This is a genomic window from Morganella sp. EGD-HP17, from assembly GCF_000512315.2.
GTDB classification, from domain to species: domain Bacteria; phylum Pseudomonadota; class Gammaproteobacteria; order Enterobacterales; family Enterobacteriaceae; genus Morganella; species Morganella morganii.
On record NZ_AZRH01000011.1, the window covers coordinates 43492 to 60931 of the forward strand.

The window sequence follows — 17440 nt, forward strand, 5'->3', positions numbered from 1 at the left end:
TGTTGCGCCGGCGCTGTGGTATGACCGGTTTCCGGTCATACCCGCGCTTACATCAGGGATTCTTTATCAGCACACAAACCGGTTTCAGTTACGGGGTAAATGTAATGACCAATAAATACAATGTCAGTGAAAAACTCTTTGCGCTTGAGGCGTTCAGCAAGAAAACGCGCCAGGATTTACATAAAATCCCTGAGCTGTCCGGTGAAGAATATAAAACCTCAAAATACTGCCGCGAACTGATGGAAAGCTTCGGCTACACCATCCGTCAGTTTGAGGGATACACCGGCTTTACCGCTGAACTGACCGTCAATCCGGCATACCGCCTGATTGCTTACCGCACCGACATCGACGGCCTGGAAATGCCGGACATGACCTGCAACGAGCACAGTTCCGTACACGAAGGCTGCGCCCACAACTGTGGTCACGACACCCATATGACCATCGCGCTGACTGCGGCAAAATACCTCAGCGAACACCGCGATGAACTGACACACAATGTCCGTTTTGTCTTCCAGATGGCGGAAGAAGATATGCGTGTGCCGGGTGCGGATAAAATGGTGGAAATGGGCTGCATGGACGGTGTGGATGAAGTCTACGGGCTGCATAACGACGCCGCGATTGAAACCGGCTGCATCCGTTTTAACGCGGGTGTGATGTCCTCTTACGGCTCCGCCTGGACGCTGGATGTACACGGTGTTTCCGCGCACGGCTCCACGCCGCACAAAGGGCTGGATGCTATCCGCGAAGCCACCCGTATCATTGATTACATGGATTATATCGTCGCCAAGAAAACCGATCCTTTCAGCCCGGCTGTTTTCGGCTGCGGTATGATCAACGGCGGTACCATCCCGAATGCGCTGGCTGATTATGTGCAGGCACGCGGCACCATCCGTTCTATGGATGAAGAAACCGATAAAATCTTAAAAGCCAGCTTTAAAGAGATTGTTGCCCGCAGTGAAGCCGGTGGTTTTAAAACCACACTGGAAGCCTGCGGTTACCCGGCCGTAATTAACCATCCGCAGGCAGCGGAAGTCATTAAAAACGCGGCAGCGGCCTTCTTACCGGCTGAAAATATTGACTCAAACGGTAAGCCGATGACCGGCAGTGAAGATTTCAGCTATATGATTAATGCCACCAAAGACAGATTAGGTGCCATGTATTTCCTCGGCAGCGGTAACAAAGCCAAAGGAATTAATAACTATCTGCATGCCAATCCGTATTTTGTTGATGACGATTGCCTGCTGATCGGTGCGCAAATCTTTATTAATATTGCCACCCGCTAAAAAAGATTACACACAGCAAACACAAAGCCCGGTAACAGACGTTACCGGGCTTTTTTTATCCGGAATACAAAGGAATCAGAGCTCAGGCAATGCGCGGTAAAGCCGGTCACGGGCTTTAGGATCAACCGGCAGCCACTGTTCCGGCTGGTGAATATAATTCAGGTCAAGATGCGGCGCATAACAGGAAATAAAGTCATACATATAATCCTTCAGATGTGTATGACGGCTGATACAAATATGGGTATAGCTCGGTTTCACCAGATTACCGATATTAATACAGCGCAGTGAGTCACTGTCTTCCGCCGGATCAAACGCCACGGTGGAAATAACACCGACACCCGCTCCGCGCTTCACATAGAATTTAATAATTTCCGTATCGACCGCGGTTAATACCACATTCGGCGTCAGGTGGTTCTGATAAAATACCTGATCCAGCTTGGAACGGCCGGTGAATCCGAATACATAGGTGATCAGCGGATAATGAGCCAGCTCCTGAATCGTCAGCTGCTCATTCTGTGCCAGCGGGTGATCGTGCGGTACAATCGCACTGCGGGACCACTGATAGCACGGCAGTGTCAGTAAATCGTCATACAGATGCAGGGATTCAGTGGCGATTGCAAAATCCACATCCCCGTTTTTCACCATTTCCGCCAGCTGTGCCGGCGCTCCCTGATGGAAATGCAGCGAAATATTCGGGTAACGCGCATTAAAGCGTTCAATCACTTTCGGTAATTTATAACGGATTTGCGTGTGGGTGGTGGCAATACGGAGATTCTGTTTTGTCGTGGTATCTTCGTGTGATACCAGACTTTTAATTTTATCAAACTGCGCCAGAATATCGCAGGCAACACGATGAACTTCTTCACCAATCGGACTGAGCGATAATAAGTTATTATTTTTCCGGTTGAATAAAGAAACGTTCAGTTCATCTTCAAGAATTTTAAGCTGCTTGCTCACTGTCGGCTGCGAGGTATACAGCTTCTCGGCGGCATTCGTGATATTAAAGTCACTCCTGACCACCTCAACAAAACTTTTGAGCTGATTAATGTTCATTGCTTATTTATCCAGTTATAAAACGGATTCAAAATATTAAAATTATTAATAAACAGGGTTATAAGAGTAATACAACATGCTGTGTGTCAGGATGATAGCACAAGGCGGGTGATGAAGAAATAAACACGTTCCGCAAAAAGCGGTATCCGTTATTAGCAGGCTAATAACGGATTTTTGAGATGAGATTCAGTATCACTCAATATCACGAAATTACATCAGTTCAGATTCGACCGGCAAAATAACGGTTTCTGCTTTCCAGGATTCCCGTTCATTTCCGCTGTCGCGTTTACCCCGGCCTTCAATCTCGGTGAAGAACCAGCCAACCGGTACTTCAAAGATATCCGCAATACGGACTAAACAATCCACATCAACACGGTTTACACCACGTTCATAACGTGACATCTGCTGCTGACTGATTTCAATCATTTCAGCCAGTCTTGCTGCAGTAATGCCGTGATCTTTCCGTAACACCTGAATTTTTTGCCCGACGGCGCGTGCTATCGAGTTTTTTGCTTTGGTCATGTCGCTATCCCTCACATATGGCTGTGATAACCATCAGATTCCTCTCTGATGACTAACAAAAATATGCGTTTATTAAAGAAAGTGGACCAATTGATATTCACAAAGTTTTACTCTTTGTTGTTGTTTTAACTGCCGCATGTATGTACTTATGCAAACCAGCCTCGTACACATGTTGAAACACATATTACATATTCATTTACCAAATTGAAACCTACCGCTCCGGCACCTAACGAATTGTAAAAAAAAGAATTATTCGGTGTCCGAAAGAGTGATAACCCTATGTATTATAGTATATTTACCTTTTCTTTCACCCCCGTACCAGGTATAAACCACTAAAAATAAAATGACTCATTAGTGGTATAAAATAGTAATTATTTAGCTTTAATAGAGTAACAAACCACAATTAAATGGAAAAAAAACGATATATCTTGAAACATTTATATCTTTCTTAAATTGCTGTTGGCAGATATCACTGCATGATTTTCATATTCAGCAGATAACACCAAAGTTTATCTTATTATTACGTAAAGAAATCATTGAGGACTGTGATTATGCGTTAATTACATCAGATGTAATTATCAGGAAAACGCATACAGAAAATTGAGAAATCAGGTGAAACATACTGATAACATTGTCTGTTTTCTGAAACCGCCCTATATATTGCTTAAATTTAAACCACTCACATTATAATTATGCTGATAATTTAAAATACATCGGATTGTGATACTAAACATGTTCCGTTTCACACAACAAAATATGCTGAAAAGCATCCGTTTAAGATGCCTTATTTCCGGGGTGATCTGCACTTCCGTTGATTTTTCAGAAAAAAATAGCATTGAACATTTTACGATGCAGAGAAGTTAAATGCCAAATACACGATATTAATCAGTACAAAAACCCACTAATTTTACAAAAAATATGATTTATGCTAAATTAGGTGACCTCGTTTCAAAACAAAGGTGCTTTTTTTGGTTATTACAACACAATACTTTCCTATTCTTCCTGTCCTGTCTGCGGTTTCCTGTACCGTCTGCCGTTAGCGTCACATATTCAACAATCAATCTATTTAACGGGAAACATGAATACGGGAAAAAATACGTATTTATACTTACCAATTTAGTATTAAACATCTCCTGCTGCCGATGAATTCACTATCACACAAAAAGTCATTGCAGATTTGAGTGAAATCTCAGTTACGTGAATCCCCGTCATAAAACAAAAGGATACAACGATGAGACGCAAGAAAACAAAACAAAAACCTTTAAATATCAATGATATTACTATCATTGATGATGGAAAATTAAAGAAAGCCATCACCGCTGCCTCACTGGGTAATGCCATGGAGTGGTTTGATTTCGGGGTCTACGGCTTCCTGGCGTATGTGCTGGGTCAGGTCTTTTTCCCTTCCGCCTCCCCGGGCATACAGATGATCGCGGCGTTAGCGACGTTCTCCGTACCGTTTTTGGTACGTCCGCTGGGCGGGGTCTTTTTCGGCATTATGGGCGACAAATTCGGCCGCCAGAAAGTGCTTTCCGTCACCATCATTATTATGGCTGTCAGTACCTTCTGTATCGGTCTAATCCCGTCTTATGAAAGTATCGGGATCTGGGCACCGGTGCTGTTACTGCTGGCAAAACTGGCTCAGGGTTTCTCCGTGGGCGGTGAGTATTCCGGTGCAGCTATCTTTGTAGCGGAATATTCACCGGATCGTAAACGCGGATTTATGGGCAGCTGGCTGGACTTCGGCTCGATTGCCGGTTTCGTCTGCGGTGCCGGAGTGGTGGTGCTGATCTCCAGTATTCTCGGTGAGGAAACCTTCCGTGAATGGGGCTGGCGTATCCCGTTCTTCCTGGCGCTGCCGCTGGGCGTTATCGGCCTGTATCTGCGTCATGCCCTGGAGGAAACACCGGCTTTCCAGCAGCATGTTGAGGATATGAAAAATGCCAACCCGGAAACCGGCGAAGATAAGCCCCGCGTTTCACTGCGCAGCATTGCCTCACAGTACGGTAAGGGTCTGATGATTTGTGTCGGGCTGGTGATTGCCACCAACGTCACTTATTACATGCTGCTGACCTATATGCCGAGTTATCTGTCGCATAACCTGAATTACAGTGCGGATCACGGTGTGCTGATTATTATCGCGATTATGATTGGCATGCTGTTCGTACAGCCTCTGATCGGGATGATGAGTGACCGCATCGGCCGTAAACCGTTTGTCCTCGCGGGCAGTATCGGGTTATTTGTGCTGGCCATTCCGGCATTTATGCTGATTAACAGTGGTGTCATCGGCCTGATTTTCTTAGGCTTACTGATCCTGGCGGTGCTGCTTAACTGCTTTACCGGTGTGATGGCCTCTATTTTACCGGCCATTTTCCCGACAAAAATCCGTTACAGTGCACTGGCTATCTCATTCAATATCTCAGTGCTGATTGCCGGTGCCACCCCGACCGCCGCCGCCTGGCTGGTCGAGGCGACCAATAATCTGTATATGCCGGCCTATTATCTGATGGTGATTGCCGTTATCGGGATGATTACGGCGATTGTGATGAAAGAAACCGCCAATAAGCCGTTACGCGGTGCCACACCGGCCGCATCTGACCGCGCGGAAGCCAAAGAGATTTTGCTAGAGCATTACGATAATATCGAACACAAGATTGAGGCGATTGATGAGGAGATTGCCGCGTTGCAGAAACGCCGTCAGTCACTGATTGATCAGCACCCTAAACTGGACTGATGTCCTGCTCAGGCCCGCCTCTCCGGACGCGGGCCTTTTAATTGTTTATGCGGGAGGTAAAGTTATGACGGACTCAGCACCGGCCGTTGTCTGGCTGCGGCACGATCTGCGGCTGACAGATAACACGGCGCTTTACGCCGCCTGTCAGGCACACCGGCAGGTAAAACTGATTTTTACACTCACGCCGGGACAGTGGGAGCAGCACGCTATGTCCCCGTCACAGCAGGCGCTGATTTTCTGTCAGCTGCACGCGCTGAACACATCCGCAGCCGCACTCGGGATCACCCTGCATGTGCAGCCGTGCCATACCTTTGAGGATGCCGCTGACTGGCTGGCCGCGTGGTGCCGCGAACATCGTATCCCCGCTGTCTATGTCAATAAACAGTACGGGCTGAATGAACAGCGCCGTGATGCCCGCTTTGCCGCGCGTCTGCCGGACACCTGCCGCTTTTATGCCTTTGATGACAGTGTCCTGCTGCCGCCGGGCAGTGTGAGCACACAACAAGGCGGACTCTACAAAGTGTTCACCCCGTTCCGGCGCGCATTTCTCACCGCACTGATGCAGACCACCGTCCGCGTGCTGCCGGTACCGGAGGCCAAAGGCCAGCCGGTCTCCCCGGCACCGCTTAATCTGCCGCAGCAGGAGCATGCCCTCTTCCCTTCCGGAGAAGAGGCCGCACTGCAGCGGCTGGCGGATTTTTGTCAGAAACAGGCTGCGGATTACAAAACAGAACGGGATTTTCCGGCGATTGACGGCACCAGCCGCATCTCCGCGTATCTCGCCACCGGAATTTTGTCCCCCCGCCAGTGCCTGAGCCGTCTGCGCCTGCATTTCCCGATGGTCGCTGATGAGCCGGAAAGCGGCGCTTATACCTGGCTCAGTGAGCTTATCTGGCGGGAATTTTATCTGCATCAGCTGGCACAGCACCCGGATATCAGCCGTCACCGCCCGATGCAGCGCTGGACAGAGTCCATTATCTGGTCACCGGATAACAGCGGGCTGCTTGCCTGGCAGCAGGGTAAAACCGGGTTCCCGCTGGTCGATGCGGCCATGCGCCAGCTGAATGAAACCGGCTGGATGCATAACCGCCTGCGGATGATCACGGCCAGTTTTCTGGTCAAGGATTTACTGACTGACTGGCGGCGCGGCGAGCACTATTTTATGTCACAGCTGATTGACGGTGAATTTGCCGCAAATAACGGCGGCTGGCAGTGGGCAGCCTCCACCGGTCATGATTCGGTGCCGTATTTCCGGATTTTCAACCCGGTCACGCAGGGAAAACGGTTTGATCCGGACGGCAGCTTTATCCGCCGCTGGCTGCCGGAGCTGGCAGAAGTACCTGCGAAATACATTCATACACCCCATGAATGGGCGGAGAAAAATCAGCGTGAGATTGATTATCCGAAACCGGTGGTGGATCACCGGATGGCGAGGATCCGCGCTATCGATGCTTACGAAACCGCCCGCCGGACCGCTGCCGGCGGGGATGATAATCCGTATTAATCTGTTTTGTCTGCTGACCGGCGCACAGTGCTGTAGGTCAGCAGATGCTCCAGATTATAGTAACGGGCTTTATTCAGTACGGTGGTGTGAGACATCCCGATTTCACGGGACACTTTGCGGGCCGAACCGTAGCGGCGCAGATAATCTTCCAGCAGGCTTTTTTCCTGCCGCGCAAGAGACTCTTTCAGGTTGATATCTTCCTGCACCGGCAATACCGCAGGGGGTATTTCCGTTTTCGGTACCGGCTGCGGCCTGAGCACCGGAGAGGCCATCACTTCCTCATGGGGCAGCCACAGATCCCCGACGGTAATTTCCCGGCCGGAAGCCAGATGGATGGCCCGCAAAATCACGTTTTGCAGTTCCCGCACGTTACCCGGCCAGGAATAGGCCATTAACTGGTGATATGCATCCTGGGACAGACTGAGCTGTTTATTCAGCTCTGTCGTGTATTTGCTGATAAAGCGCTGCAGTAACAGCGGGATATCCGTCTTCCGCTCTTTCAGCGGCGGGATATTAATCGGGATCACGTTGATCCGGTAATAGAGATCTTCACGGAACGATTTGTTCTCGATCATCTCTTCCAGATTCCGGTTGGTGGCGACAATGATCCGCACATCCACCGGGATCTCTTTGTGCCCGCCGACCCGGCGGATCACGCCTTCCTGTAATACCCGCAGTAATTTACTTTGCAGGATAAGGGAAAGCTCGCCGAATTCATCCAGAAACACGGTGCCGTGGTTGGCGGATTCAAACAGCCCCATCTTCCCGCCCTTGCTGGCGCCGCTGAACGCGCCGCCCTCATAACCGAACAGCTCACTTTCAATCAGGTTTTCCGGCAGTGCCGCACAGTTAATCGGCGCAAACGGGTGAGCGCTGCGGTCGCTGGCGTTATGAATGGCGCGGGCAAACAGCTCTTTACCGGTACCGGTTTCACCGCGGATCAGTACCGTATACGGGCTTATTGAGATTTTTTTAGCGAAATCAATCAGGTTCATCATGATTTCGCTTTCACAGATAATGTCATCAAAGCTGAACGGCAGGCTTTTATTCACCGAAGACGCCATTTGCTGCACCGAGCGCAGGCTCTTGAAGGTGATAACCGCCCCCATCACCTGAGACTCTTCACTCAGAATCGGACGGCCGGAACAGATATAATACAGCTCCCCTTTCGGCGTACTGGTGACCATCTGATAGTGATCGAAACTGTTGCCGCCGAGCAGTTTGGTGAGCACTGACTGGTTTTTGCCGCTGAGAATTTTGCTGATATTGACGCCGACAATATTTTCCCGTGAGATCGAGAAAAAGTCTTCCGCCACTTTATTGAAGTAGTTGATATTACCCTGATTATTGATACCGATAATGCCGTCCGTGGTGGATTCCAGAATCGCCTGTAATTCTTTTTCTTTACGCTCGTAGGGCTGTAATTTGGAACGGGTGACACTGATAACATCAGGATTAAGCAGGAGTTTGCTCAGCAGCAGCTTAACATCCCGCTCGCACTCCGTATTGAATTTGACATAAATTTTGCACGGAAAGACTTCCATGGAATTAATGCTGATTTCGGAGGCCGAAAATTCATTGATGACTTCTTCCACCATGGCGACGCGGTCAATGGTATTAATTAACCATCTATATGCAGACATGTGATTAGTCACTCCCGGTTAGTGTATGTAGTGCTCATTTTTCACCCACCCGACCAGGGTTAACCCATCTTAGGTAATCACTGAGAGGTGAACAAAGGGCGAAATACAACAAAATAGTGCGCAATAAAAAAACCATATGATAAGTAGCCTTATCATACAGAGTGTAATTGTTATTTTGGGTTTTGTTACGTTACTTACTATAAACAAGTTCAGTCGGCTTGTACCCGCCAGATATCTCAATTCTATGAAAAAAAGTCCGCAGATTGTCAGGTTTACACCTGCATTTATTGGAGTGGCAAATCATTAAACGCGCGGTAATTAATGGAATTGATTATTCATGGCTTTGATCATTATCAACCGCCGGACGTATCGATTCAGGAAAAAATTTAAAAAGAGATCTGGATCACCCTTCCCTTTTGGGGCTATAATGTGACGCAAGTCCGGTTTTATCCCTCAATGTGATTAACCTCACTATCAGAAAGTGGCAACTTACTGTCAACTTTCTTTCCACTTTGTCATTTTTACTTACAGTCCGCTTTCCACTTCCTCCGCACTGACTTTGTCTAATCTATACCTTAAAATTATTTATCTCTTTTAATTCAATGTGTTATAAAAATAACTCCTGAGTTGGCACGGCTATTGCTTTTATTACTGCAACAACAACACATGTTGGCATAATAAAAAATTATTCTTTGGAGGATTTATGCACGATTATACGAATAAAGGTTATGACACTAAGATTGTTCACGCTGGCCAGCAGGCTGATCCACTGACTGGTGCGTTATCAACCCCAATCTATCAGACCTCTACATTCGTCTTCGACAGCGCAGCACAAGGGGCAGCACGTTTCGCATTAGAAGAAGAAGGTTATATCTACTCACGTTTAGGTAACCCTACTAACGCAGCATTAGAAGAAAAAATGCGTGTACTGGAAAACGGCGAAGCAGCGCTGGCGACTTCTTCCGGTATCGCAGCTATCTCTACCACTATCCTGACTATGTGCGGCCAGGGCGACCATATCGTTGCTTCTGACACTCTGTACGGCTGTACTTATGCTCTGCTGTCTCACACCCTGCCTAAATTCGGTATCGAAGTCACTTTCGTTCGTGCAAATGACCCTGCGAACATCAAAGCGGCGATGAAACCAAACACCAAAATGGTTTACGTCGAAACTCCGGCTAACCCGACTCTGGCAATGATCGATCTCGAAGCAGCGGCAAATGTTGCTCACGAAGGCGGCGCAATGCTGGTTGTGGATAACACCTTTATGTCTCCGTACTGCCAGCGTCCTCTGGAATTAGGTGCAGACATCGTGGTTCACAGCGTAACCAAATACATCAACGGCCACGGCGACGTTATCGGTGGTGTGATTGTCGGTCCTGCTGACTTCCTGGTTCCTGCCCGTCTGGTTGGTGTTAAAGACATCACCGGTGGCGTAATGAGCCCGTTCAACGCATGGTTAACCCTGCGTGGTCTGAAAACACTGCACGTCCGTATGGAACGTCACTGCTCTAACGCAATGAAAGTGGCTAAATATCTGGAATCTAACCCGAACGTAGAAGCAGTATTCTACCCTGGTCTGCCGTCTCACCCGCAGCACGAGTTAGCGAAAAAACAGATGAGCAACTTCGGCGGTATGATCAGCTTTGAAATCAAAGGCGGTATCGAAGCAGGCCGTAAAGTGATGGACTCTGTTGAGTTATGCATGCTGGCAGTAAGCCTGGGCGATACTGAAACTCTGATTCAGCACCCTGCATCAATGACTCACTCTCCGGTTCCGGCTGAAGAGCGTCTGAAAGCAGGTATCACCGATGGTCTGATTCGTATCTCTGTCGGTCTGGAAACACCTGAAGACATCATTGCTGACCTGGAACAGGCTATTGCGAAAGCAGTTGCTTAAGACCAGAGCGGAAAATTAAGTCCTGCAGTATGTACTCACCTCATTTGCCGTTAACACACAGACGGGGTGAGTACACGAAGCACGCGGAAAAATTCATTGAGAGCCACTCTGAATTCTCTCCGGCGTGCTTTTTAAGTATTTAACAGGTTATTTTTAGCGGTAATAAAAAGAACAACGCAGTGCTGAAATTTTTTAGAAACCATAATCACAATAAATTATTATGAAAACCAAGGGGGCTTAGTATGGCGGACATGACCTCAACCGAGAATTCCGCGAAAGCGCTGGGCAAAATACCATTTACAATGTATGACGCCGGCTGGGTAGTACTTTGTATTGGTATGGCGATCGGTGCCGGTACCGTTGTAATGCCGATTCAGATCGGTCTGAAAGGTATTTGGGTATTTATTTTAGCTTTCATGATTGCGTATCCGGCAACCTATATGTTGCAGAAGCTGTACATGAATACGCTGTCTGAAAGTGAAGAATGTGAAGACTACACAAACATAATCACACAGTATCTGGGCAGTAACTGGGGTGTGGCGCTGGGGGTTATTTACTTCCTGATGCTTATCCACGGTATCTTTATTTACTCTCTCTCTGTTATTTTCGACAGTGCCTCTTATCTCCATACGTTTGGTGTTACAGAGGGTGTGCTTTCAAGCTCACTGATCTATCGTGTGGCTGTCTTTGCCGCGCTGATTTTCATTGCCTCCAAGGGCGAGAAACTGCTGTTTAAAATCTCCGGTCCGATGGTTATCGTCAAAGTCGGTATCATTGTATCGCTGGGTCTGGTGATGATCCCTCACTGGGATTTCAATAACATCACTGCATTCCCGCCGATTGGTGACTTTACCCGTGACGTGCTGCTGACTGTACCGTTTGCGTTCTTCTCTGCGGTCTTCGTTCAGATTCTGAACCCGATGAACATCGCGTACCGTAAACTGGAATCAGACAAACGTGTTGCCACCTACCGTGCTATCCGCGCTCACCGCGTGGCCTATATCACCCTGGTGACAATCATCCTGTTCTTCTCATTCTCCTTTACGTTCTCTATCAGTCATGAGCAGGCCGTATCCGCGTTTGAACAGAACATTTCTGCACTGGCTATTGCTGCTCAGGTTATCCCGGGCGCGGTCGTGAGTGTGATGACCACCGTTCTGAACATCTTTGCAGTTCTGACAGCATTCTTCGGTATCTATCTGGGCTTCCAGGAATCAGTGAAAGGCCTTGCGGTTAACATCCTTTCCCGCTTCATGGATAAAGAGAAAATCAACCACACCGTATTAAACATCTGTATCTCTGTCTTCATCGTTGCATTACTGACTGCATGGGTGTCAACAGGGTTCTCCGTGGTTGTCTTCTTCCAGATTGGTAGTCCGTTATACGCTATCGTTTCCTGCTTAATTCCTGTTTACCTGGTATTCCGTGTCGCGAAACTGAAAAAATTCAAAGACTGGAAAGCCTGGTGTGTTATGGGCTTCGGTATCCTGCTGCTCATCGCACCGTTCTTCAAATACCTTGAGTGACGGGTAAGAGAAAACAGGCCATCCGTCGGTGCCCCGCACTGACTGAAATAAAGTAAAACCCGGAACCGGTCACAGCACCGGTTCCGGAAAGTTAAAAAACTCAGCACCGCAGTCTGAATAAAAAAACCTCTGTCCTTCTGACCAATATATTATTAAGTTCCTTGATTGGTTAGCATATTGCGGGAGATATCATCTCCCGCTTTTTTTCGTCTGAAATTTGTCCCGGTGCTGCTCTGTCATCTGTATTACAGTTTTGTTTCTGCCGGATGGCGGGCACGGCAAACCCGTACAGTAATCCGCAAATCAGCTGTACTGGTCTGTCTTTTTTATTTAAAAGCGGAAATTATGGTGATTAAAAATCGCGCGGGGAAATAATACTGTCCGCAATAAGGCTCATCCGGATTTCCTGAATATCCCCTTCTTCATTTTCATAAAGAATGTCATCCAGCCCGGTGCCGGTCATATTCATTTCCTCAAAGAAACGACCCGGAGTGAGTTTAAAGGCCAGACTGACACGCAACAACGTATCCACATCAATACGGTTTACCCCCCGCTCATAACGCGAGAGCTGCTGCTGGCTAATCCCTATTCTGTGTGCCAGCTGCTTTGTGGTTAAACCTGCATTGGTCCGGTATTGTCTGATAACCTGTCCGATAGCTTCGGATATCGCATATTTCTTCATCATTAATCAATAACCCTATAAAGACCATCACTAAAATTCCTTATTTAGCTCACTGATCATAGAAAAAACACTTAAAACTATAAGTAGTTTATCGTACATAGGGCCATTTTTGAAAAACCAAAGGTTATGCTGTTTGTGAGTACATGAGGGGGTAAATGAGACTGAATGTTTCGATATATTTCGCCTTTAAAATCATAGTGTAACGAAATAATATTACAAAATATTAATCGATTGAAAGTACAATGAATTAGTAGAATAAGTGTTATATACCAAATAATTAGAAAAAAAATATGTTTTCACTCCATTCAAATACAAATTCCGAGTTTTTACAGGATGTGAAAAAGTGTGTTTGATCCCACACATCGGATTTCAGCATAATAGGTTGATGACTCATCCTAATATGAACAGCAAACCGCAGTTAATAAATTAAATTAATGTAAATATTTTACACGAAAAATTAACTTAATTCGAATTTTGTCAGAAACACAGAAACCGGCACAAAAAAGCCGGTGACAGTTACCCTGCCACCGGCTGAATATCCGCCTGTTATTTCACCGGATTACAGACGTTCAATCACCATCGCGATCCCCTGCCCACCACCGATACAGAGTGTCGCCAGACCGGTGGTTTTATTCTGAGCCTGTAATGCATGCAGCAGTGTCACCAGGATACGGGCACCACTCGCACCAATCGGGTGACCCAGGGCAATCGCCCCGCCGTTGATGTTTACTTTGTCAGGATCAAAACCCAGGTCACGGCCGACCGCGAGAAATTGGGAGGCAAATGCTTCGTTGGCTTCGATAAGATCGATATCCTTCAGTGACAGCCCCGTTTTCTCCAGCACTTTCCGCGTGGCCGGAACCGGCCCCAGCCCCATCATCGACGGTGAAACCCCGCCGGAGGCATAACCCCGGATGCGGGCAAGCGGTGTCAGTCCCAGTGATTTAGCACGGGTTTCCGTCATCAGCATCAGAGCTGCCGCACCGTCATTGATACCGGAGGCATTACCGGCAGTCACCGTTCCCGCTTTATCAAAGGCCGGGCGCAGTTTCGCCAGCCCTTCTGCCGTTGATCCGGCTTTCGGGAATTCATCGGTATCCACCACGATATCCCCTTTACGGCTTTTCACCGTCACCGGCACGATTTCAGCCTTAAAGGCGCCGCGCTCAATCGCGCTGACGGCTTTCTGCTGTGATGACAGTGCCAGTGCATCCTGCTCTTCGCGGGTCAGGTTATAGGCTTTGGCGATGTTCTCCGCTGTGATCCCCATGTGATAGTTATTCTCGGCACATAACAGCCCGTCACGCAGAATCACATCATGCACTGCACCGTCGCCCAGGCGGTAACCCCAGCGGGCACGGCTGTCGAGCAGATACGGCGCCTGACTCATATTTTCCGTGCCGCCCGCGATAATAATGTCCGCGTCACCGCTGCTGATCGCCTGTGCGCCCAGCGCAACACTCTTCAGGCCGGAGCCGCACACTTTATTGACGGTGAAAGCACAGGCGCTTTCCGGTATACCGCTGCGCAGCAGGATCTGGCGCGCAGGGTTCTGTCCGAGTCCGGCCTGTAGCACGTTCCCCATAATCACTTCATCCACCAGCCCCGGTTCCAGCTGCGTTTTTTTCAGTAACGCGCTGACCACTGCCGAGCCGAGTTCCACGGCACTGACACCCGCCAGTGCGCCGTTAAAGTTGCCGATTGCGGTACGTACGGCACTGACAATAACGATATTTTCCATTGCGAAATCCTTACTGTTTAGTATCTGTCAGAAGAAAGCGAGGCCGATAATGAAAATCGGTGCCGAGAGCAGCAGGGCGGTGATGCAGTACCCCATAATGTCCCTGACCCCCAGCCCGGCGATCGCCAGTGCAGGAAGCGCCCAGAACGGCTGCGCCATGTTCATCCACTGTTCACCGTAGGCAATCGCCATCACGGACTTACCGAGATCAGCCCCCAGCGCCTGGGCAGCCGGAATAACAAACGGCCCCTGAATCACCCAGTGACCGCCGCCTGACGGCACGGCAAAGTTGATCAGCGCAGAGCTGAAGAACGTCATCAGCGGGAAGGTTTCTTTGTTGGCGACGTTGATAAAGAATTCAGTGATAAGCCCGCCCAGTCCGGAGCCTTCCATCATGAGCTGGATACCGGCATAGAACGGGAACTGCACGAGGATCCCGGCGGTACTGCGGGCGGCGGCACTGACGGCACGCATATACGCCATAGGGGTTTTATGCAGCAGCAGACCGGTCAGCAGGAAAATCATATTCACGGTGTTAATGGTGATGTTGAAACCGTTTTTGATGAAATACATGCCGAGGAACGTGAAGCCCAGAATCCCGATAATCCATGCGATAAGGCGGCTTTCTTCCATCCGGAGAGAAACCGGCGCGTCTTCCGGTAATTTTTTCTGGAAATCCGGCTCTTCTTCGAGCAGCGCAGGGTCGATCATCATGATGTCGTCTTTGCGCGGCATCATCATGCGGGTGACAAACGGCATCACCAGAATCAGTGTCAGGGTGATAAACAGGTTATACCCGGTGAACATGGTCTGGCTGACAGGAATAAGCCCGGCGATATGCTCGACAGGGTTACCCGGTGTGGCGGCCAGCAGCGGCATAGAGCCGGAGAAACCGCCGCCCCAGGTCATAAACCCGATATAGGCACAGGCGATCAGCAGCGGGTAGTCAGAGCCCGGTACACGGCGGGCCACTTCGCGGGCAAACATCGCCCCGACCACCAGGCCGAATCCCCAGTTAATGACACAGGCAACCGAACCGAAAAACGTCACCAGCATCACCCCCTGAACCGGGGTTTTTGCCAGTGAGGCAGTCAGCCGCAGAATACGTTTAACCGGCGGGGAGCTGGCCAGCGCGTGACCGGTCACGATGATCAGCGCCATCTGCATCCCGAACGCCAGCAGGTTCCAGAATCCGTTCCCCCATAAGTTCACCAGATCCATTGGTGTGCTTGGTGTGAGTGCCAGCGCGATGATAAACGTCAGCATGGTCAGCAGCATTGCGAAGATCAGCGGATCCGGCAGATAGCGGCTCACCACACGGGTCATGACTCGTGAGATGCGTCCTATCATACGGCTTCCCCCGCAGTCACCAGCGGCATTTCACAGACATCCGGTGACACAATAAAATGCGCTGCGGTTTTTTCGCGGATGGTATCGATATCCGTACCCGGCGCGTATTCGCACAAAATCATCTGATCGTTTTCAAAGCGGAATAACGCCAGTTCCGTCACCAGTACATCCACCGCTTTTACGGCGGTCAGCGGCATGGTGCACTCCGGCAGGATTTTGGCGGAACCGTCTTTTGCACAGTGCTCCATGGCTATGATCACTTTGCGCGCACCGGTCACGAGATCCATCGCACCGCCCATACCCGGCACCATTTTGCCCGGTACCACCCAGTTGGCGAGGTTTGCCTGTTCATCCACCTGTAAGCCGCCCAGTACGCTGGCATCCACATGACCGCCGCGGATCAGCGCGAAAGAGAAGGCGCTGTCAAACATCGACGCGCCCGGCAGGATGCCGCACGGCTGACCGCCTGCATTGACCAGATTCTTATCCGGCGTGGTTACCGGCCCGAGGCCGAGAAAGCCGTTTTCTGACTGTAATGTGATATGCACGCCTTCCGGCAGATAGTTCGCCACCTGTGTCGGCAGCCCGATCCCGAGGTTCACCACATCACCGTCATTCAGTTCAAGTGCCACACGGCGGGCGATTAATTCTTTTGCATTCATGATGTTTTCCTTATTCTGCAATCAGCCAGTCAATAATTGCCCCTGGTGTGGCAACACAATCCGGGTCGATATCCCCCACCGCGACCATTTCATCCGGCTCGGCAATGGTGATATCCGCCGCCAGTGCCATCAGCGGGTTAAAGTTGCGGGCACTGAGGTCATAGGTGAGGTTGCCGAGCGGGTCGGCTTTTTGTGCCTGAATCAGCGCCAGGTCAGCGCGGAGGGGAAGTTCGAGGAGATAATCGCGGCCATCGAGGGTAATTTTCTGTTTGCCTTCTTCCACGACCGTACCGACACCGGTCGGGGTGAGGAATCCGCCCAGCCCGGCACCGCCGCAGCGGATTTGCTCTGCCAGCGTGCCCTGCGGGATCAGCTGTACTTCCATTTCACCGGCGATCATGCGCCGCCCGGTTTCCGGGTTTGTCCCGATGTGGGAAGCGATGACTTTTTTCACCCGTCCGTTGACAATCAGCGGGCCCAGGCCGGTATCCACGAATGCGGTATCATTGGCGATAATGGTTAACTCTTTGACGCCGGATTCTAATAATTCAGTCATTAAACGCGGCGGTGTACCGACCCCCATAAATCCGCCGACCATAATTGTCATGCCGTCACGAAAAAATTCACCGGCTTTTTTCACCGTTATTTGTTTATTCTTCATAGCACTTCCCTTTTATAAAAAAATATAGACACAAAGGTAATAGCAAGCGCTATGCCAATAATAAAACCTGTATTTTGTTATATTTACATCACTCTAACTTACTGATATATATTGCTTTAAATATTATAAAAATAAACTTATTAACATATTATAAATAAATGATTCATTCCTGATGGTGA

General features: G+C 49.1%; 13 protein-coding genes. 5 read left to right on the forward strand and 8 right to left on the reverse strand.

Going from position 1 to position 17440, the window contains the following annotated elements; translation table 11 throughout:
* Window positions 1-104 precede the first annotated feature (104 nt).
* Window positions 105-1283 carry a M20 family metallopeptidase gene (locus tag X965_RS12515; protein WP_032098644.1) on the forward strand — a complete coding sequence of 393 codons (1179 nt, stop codon included), beginning with the start codon at window positions 105-107 and terminating at the stop codon, window positions 1281-1283.
* 75 nt (window positions 1284-1358) lie between these two features.
* Here the strand turns inward: X965_RS12515 and X965_RS12520 are convergent, their stop codons facing one another.
* Both X965_RS12520 and X965_RS12525 read right to left on the reverse strand, forming a co-directional pair.
* Complete coding sequence (locus X965_RS12520; RefSeq protein WP_004237948.1) at window positions 1359-2336, reverse strand: LysR substrate-binding domain-containing protein; 978 nt, start codon at window positions 2334-2336, stop codon at window positions 1359-1361.
* A gap of 210 nt (window positions 2337-2546) precedes the next feature.
* Window positions 2547-2858, reverse strand: a complete 312-nt coding sequence (locus X965_RS12525; protein WP_004237947.1) for a helix-turn-helix domain-containing protein — start codon at window positions 2856-2858, stop codon at window positions 2547-2549.
* A gap of 1231 nt (window positions 2859-4089) precedes the next feature.
* On the opposite strand from X965_RS12525, the gene proP reads away from it, so the two are divergent.
* The gene (gene proP / locus X965_RS12530) at window positions 4090-5592 is read left to right on the forward strand and encodes a glycine betaine/L-proline transporter ProP (protein ID WP_004237946.1); all 1503 of its coding nucleotides are present in this window, start codon (window positions 4090-4092) and stop codon (window positions 5590-5592) included.
* Between the two features lie 64 nt (window positions 5593-5656).
* Window positions 5657-7096: a deoxyribodipyrimidine photo-lyase gene (gene phrB / locus X965_RS12535; RefSeq protein WP_036418262.1), complete on the forward strand. Its 1440-nt coding sequence runs from the start codon at window positions 5657-5659 to the stop codon at window positions 7094-7096.
* Here phrB and X965_RS12540 read toward each other — a convergent pair.
* Complete coding sequence (locus X965_RS12540; protein ID WP_004237944.1) at window positions 7093-8739, reverse strand: sigma-54-dependent Fis family transcriptional regulator; 1647 nt, start codon at window positions 8737-8739, stop codon at window positions 7093-7095. The genes phrB and X965_RS12540 overlap by 4 nt on opposite strands.
* Before the next feature lie 703 nt (window positions 8740-9442).
* Between X965_RS12540 and megL the strand changes: the two genes are divergently transcribed.
* Together megL and X965_RS12550 are read left to right on the forward strand one after the other, a co-directional pair.
* The gene (gene megL, locus X965_RS12545; RefSeq protein ID WP_004904656.1) at window positions 9443-10639 is read left to right on the forward strand and encodes a methionine gamma-lyase; all 1197 of its coding nucleotides are present in this window, start codon (window positions 9443-9445) and stop codon (window positions 10637-10639) included.
* 242 nt (window positions 10640-10881) lie between these two features.
* Window positions 10882-12165, forward strand: a complete 1284-nt coding sequence (locus X965_RS12550; RefSeq protein ID WP_004237942.1) for an amino acid permease — start codon at window positions 10882-10884, stop codon at window positions 12163-12165.
* Window positions 12166-12517: 352 nt separating this feature from the next.
* Here X965_RS12550 and X965_RS12555 read toward each other — a convergent pair whose 3' ends face one another.
* The 5 genes from X965_RS12555 to atoD form a co-directional block, all read right to left on the reverse strand.
* On the reverse strand, window positions 12518-12850 hold the full coding sequence (locus X965_RS12555) for a helix-turn-helix domain-containing protein (RefSeq protein WP_004237940.1): 333 nt from the start codon (window positions 12848-12850) through the stop codon (window positions 12518-12520).
* 556 nt (window positions 12851-13406) lie between these two features.
* Window positions 13407-14588 (reverse strand): acetyl-CoA C-acetyltransferase, encoded by a 1182-nt coding sequence (locus X965_RS12560; RefSeq protein ID WP_004237939.1) that lies wholly within the window; start codon window positions 14586-14588, stop codon window positions 13407-13409.
* Between the two features lie 27 nt (window positions 14589-14615).
* The gene (locus X965_RS12565; RefSeq protein WP_015422346.1) at window positions 14616-15938 is read right to left on the reverse strand and encodes a TIGR00366 family protein; all 1323 of its coding nucleotides are present in this window, start codon (window positions 15936-15938) and stop codon (window positions 14616-14618) included.
* Complete coding sequence (locus X965_RS12570; protein ID WP_015422347.1) at window positions 15935-16600, reverse strand: 3-oxoacid CoA-transferase subunit B; 666 nt, start codon at window positions 16598-16600, stop codon at window positions 15935-15937. The genes X965_RS12565 and X965_RS12570 overlap by 4 nt, the downstream gene beginning before the upstream one ends.
* Window positions 16601-16610: 10 nt before the next feature.
* Window positions 16611-17261 (reverse strand): acetate CoA-transferase subunit alpha, encoded by a 651-nt coding sequence (atoD, locus tag X965_RS12575; protein ID WP_004237936.1) that lies wholly within the window; start codon window positions 17259-17261, stop codon window positions 16611-16613.
* Between the last annotated feature and the right edge of the window lie 179 nt (window positions 17262-17440).

What these genes read in the sequence shown, in the direction of transcription:
- X965_RS12525 (WP_004237947.1), bottom strand. Translation starts at nt 2,858, where the DNA reads ATGACCAAAGCAAAAAACTCGATAGCACGCGCCGTCGGGCAAAAAATT.
- X965_RS12515 (WP_032098644.1), top strand. Translation starts at nt 105, where the DNA reads ATGACCAATAAATACAATGTCAGTGAAAAACTCTTTGCGCTTGAGGCG.
- X965_RS12540 (WP_004237944.1), bottom strand. Translation starts at nt 8,739, where the DNA reads ATGTCTGCATATAGATGGTTAATTAATACCATTGACCGCGTCGCCATG.
- X965_RS12520 (WP_004237948.1), bottom strand. Translation starts at nt 2,336, where the DNA reads ATGAACATTAATCAGCTCAAAAGTTTTGTTGAGGTGGTCAGGAGTGAC.
- atoD (WP_004237936.1), bottom strand. Translation starts at nt 17,261, where the DNA reads ATGAAGAATAAACAAATAACGGTGAAAAAAGCCGGTGAATTTTTTCGT.
- proP (WP_004237946.1), top strand. Translation starts at nt 4,090, where the DNA reads ATGAGACGCAAGAAAACAAAACAAAAACCTTTAAATATCAATGATATT.
- X965_RS12570 (WP_015422347.1), bottom strand. Translation starts at nt 16,600, where the DNA reads ATGAATGCAAAAGAATTAATCGCCCGCCGTGTGGCACTTGAACTGAAT.
- megL (WP_004904656.1), top strand. Translation starts at nt 9,443, where the DNA reads ATGCACGATTATACGAATAAAGGTTATGACACTAAGATTGTTCACGCT.
- X965_RS12550 (WP_004237942.1), top strand. Translation starts at nt 10,882, where the DNA reads ATGGCGGACATGACCTCAACCGAGAATTCCGCGAAAGCGCTGGGCAAA.
- phrB (WP_036418262.1), top strand. Translation starts at nt 5,657, where the DNA reads ATGACGGACTCAGCACCGGCCGTTGTCTGGCTGCGGCACGATCTGCGG.
- X965_RS12565 (WP_015422346.1), bottom strand. Translation starts at nt 15,938, where the DNA reads ATGATAGGACGCATCTCACGAGTCATGACCCGTGTGGTGAGCCGCTAT.
- X965_RS12560 (WP_004237939.1), bottom strand. Translation starts at nt 14,588, where the DNA reads ATGGAAAATATCGTTATTGTCAGTGCCGTACGTACCGCAATCGGCAAC.
- X965_RS12555 (WP_004237940.1), bottom strand. Translation starts at nt 12,850, where the DNA reads ATGATGAAGAAATATGCGATATCCGAAGCTATCGGACAGGTTATCAGA.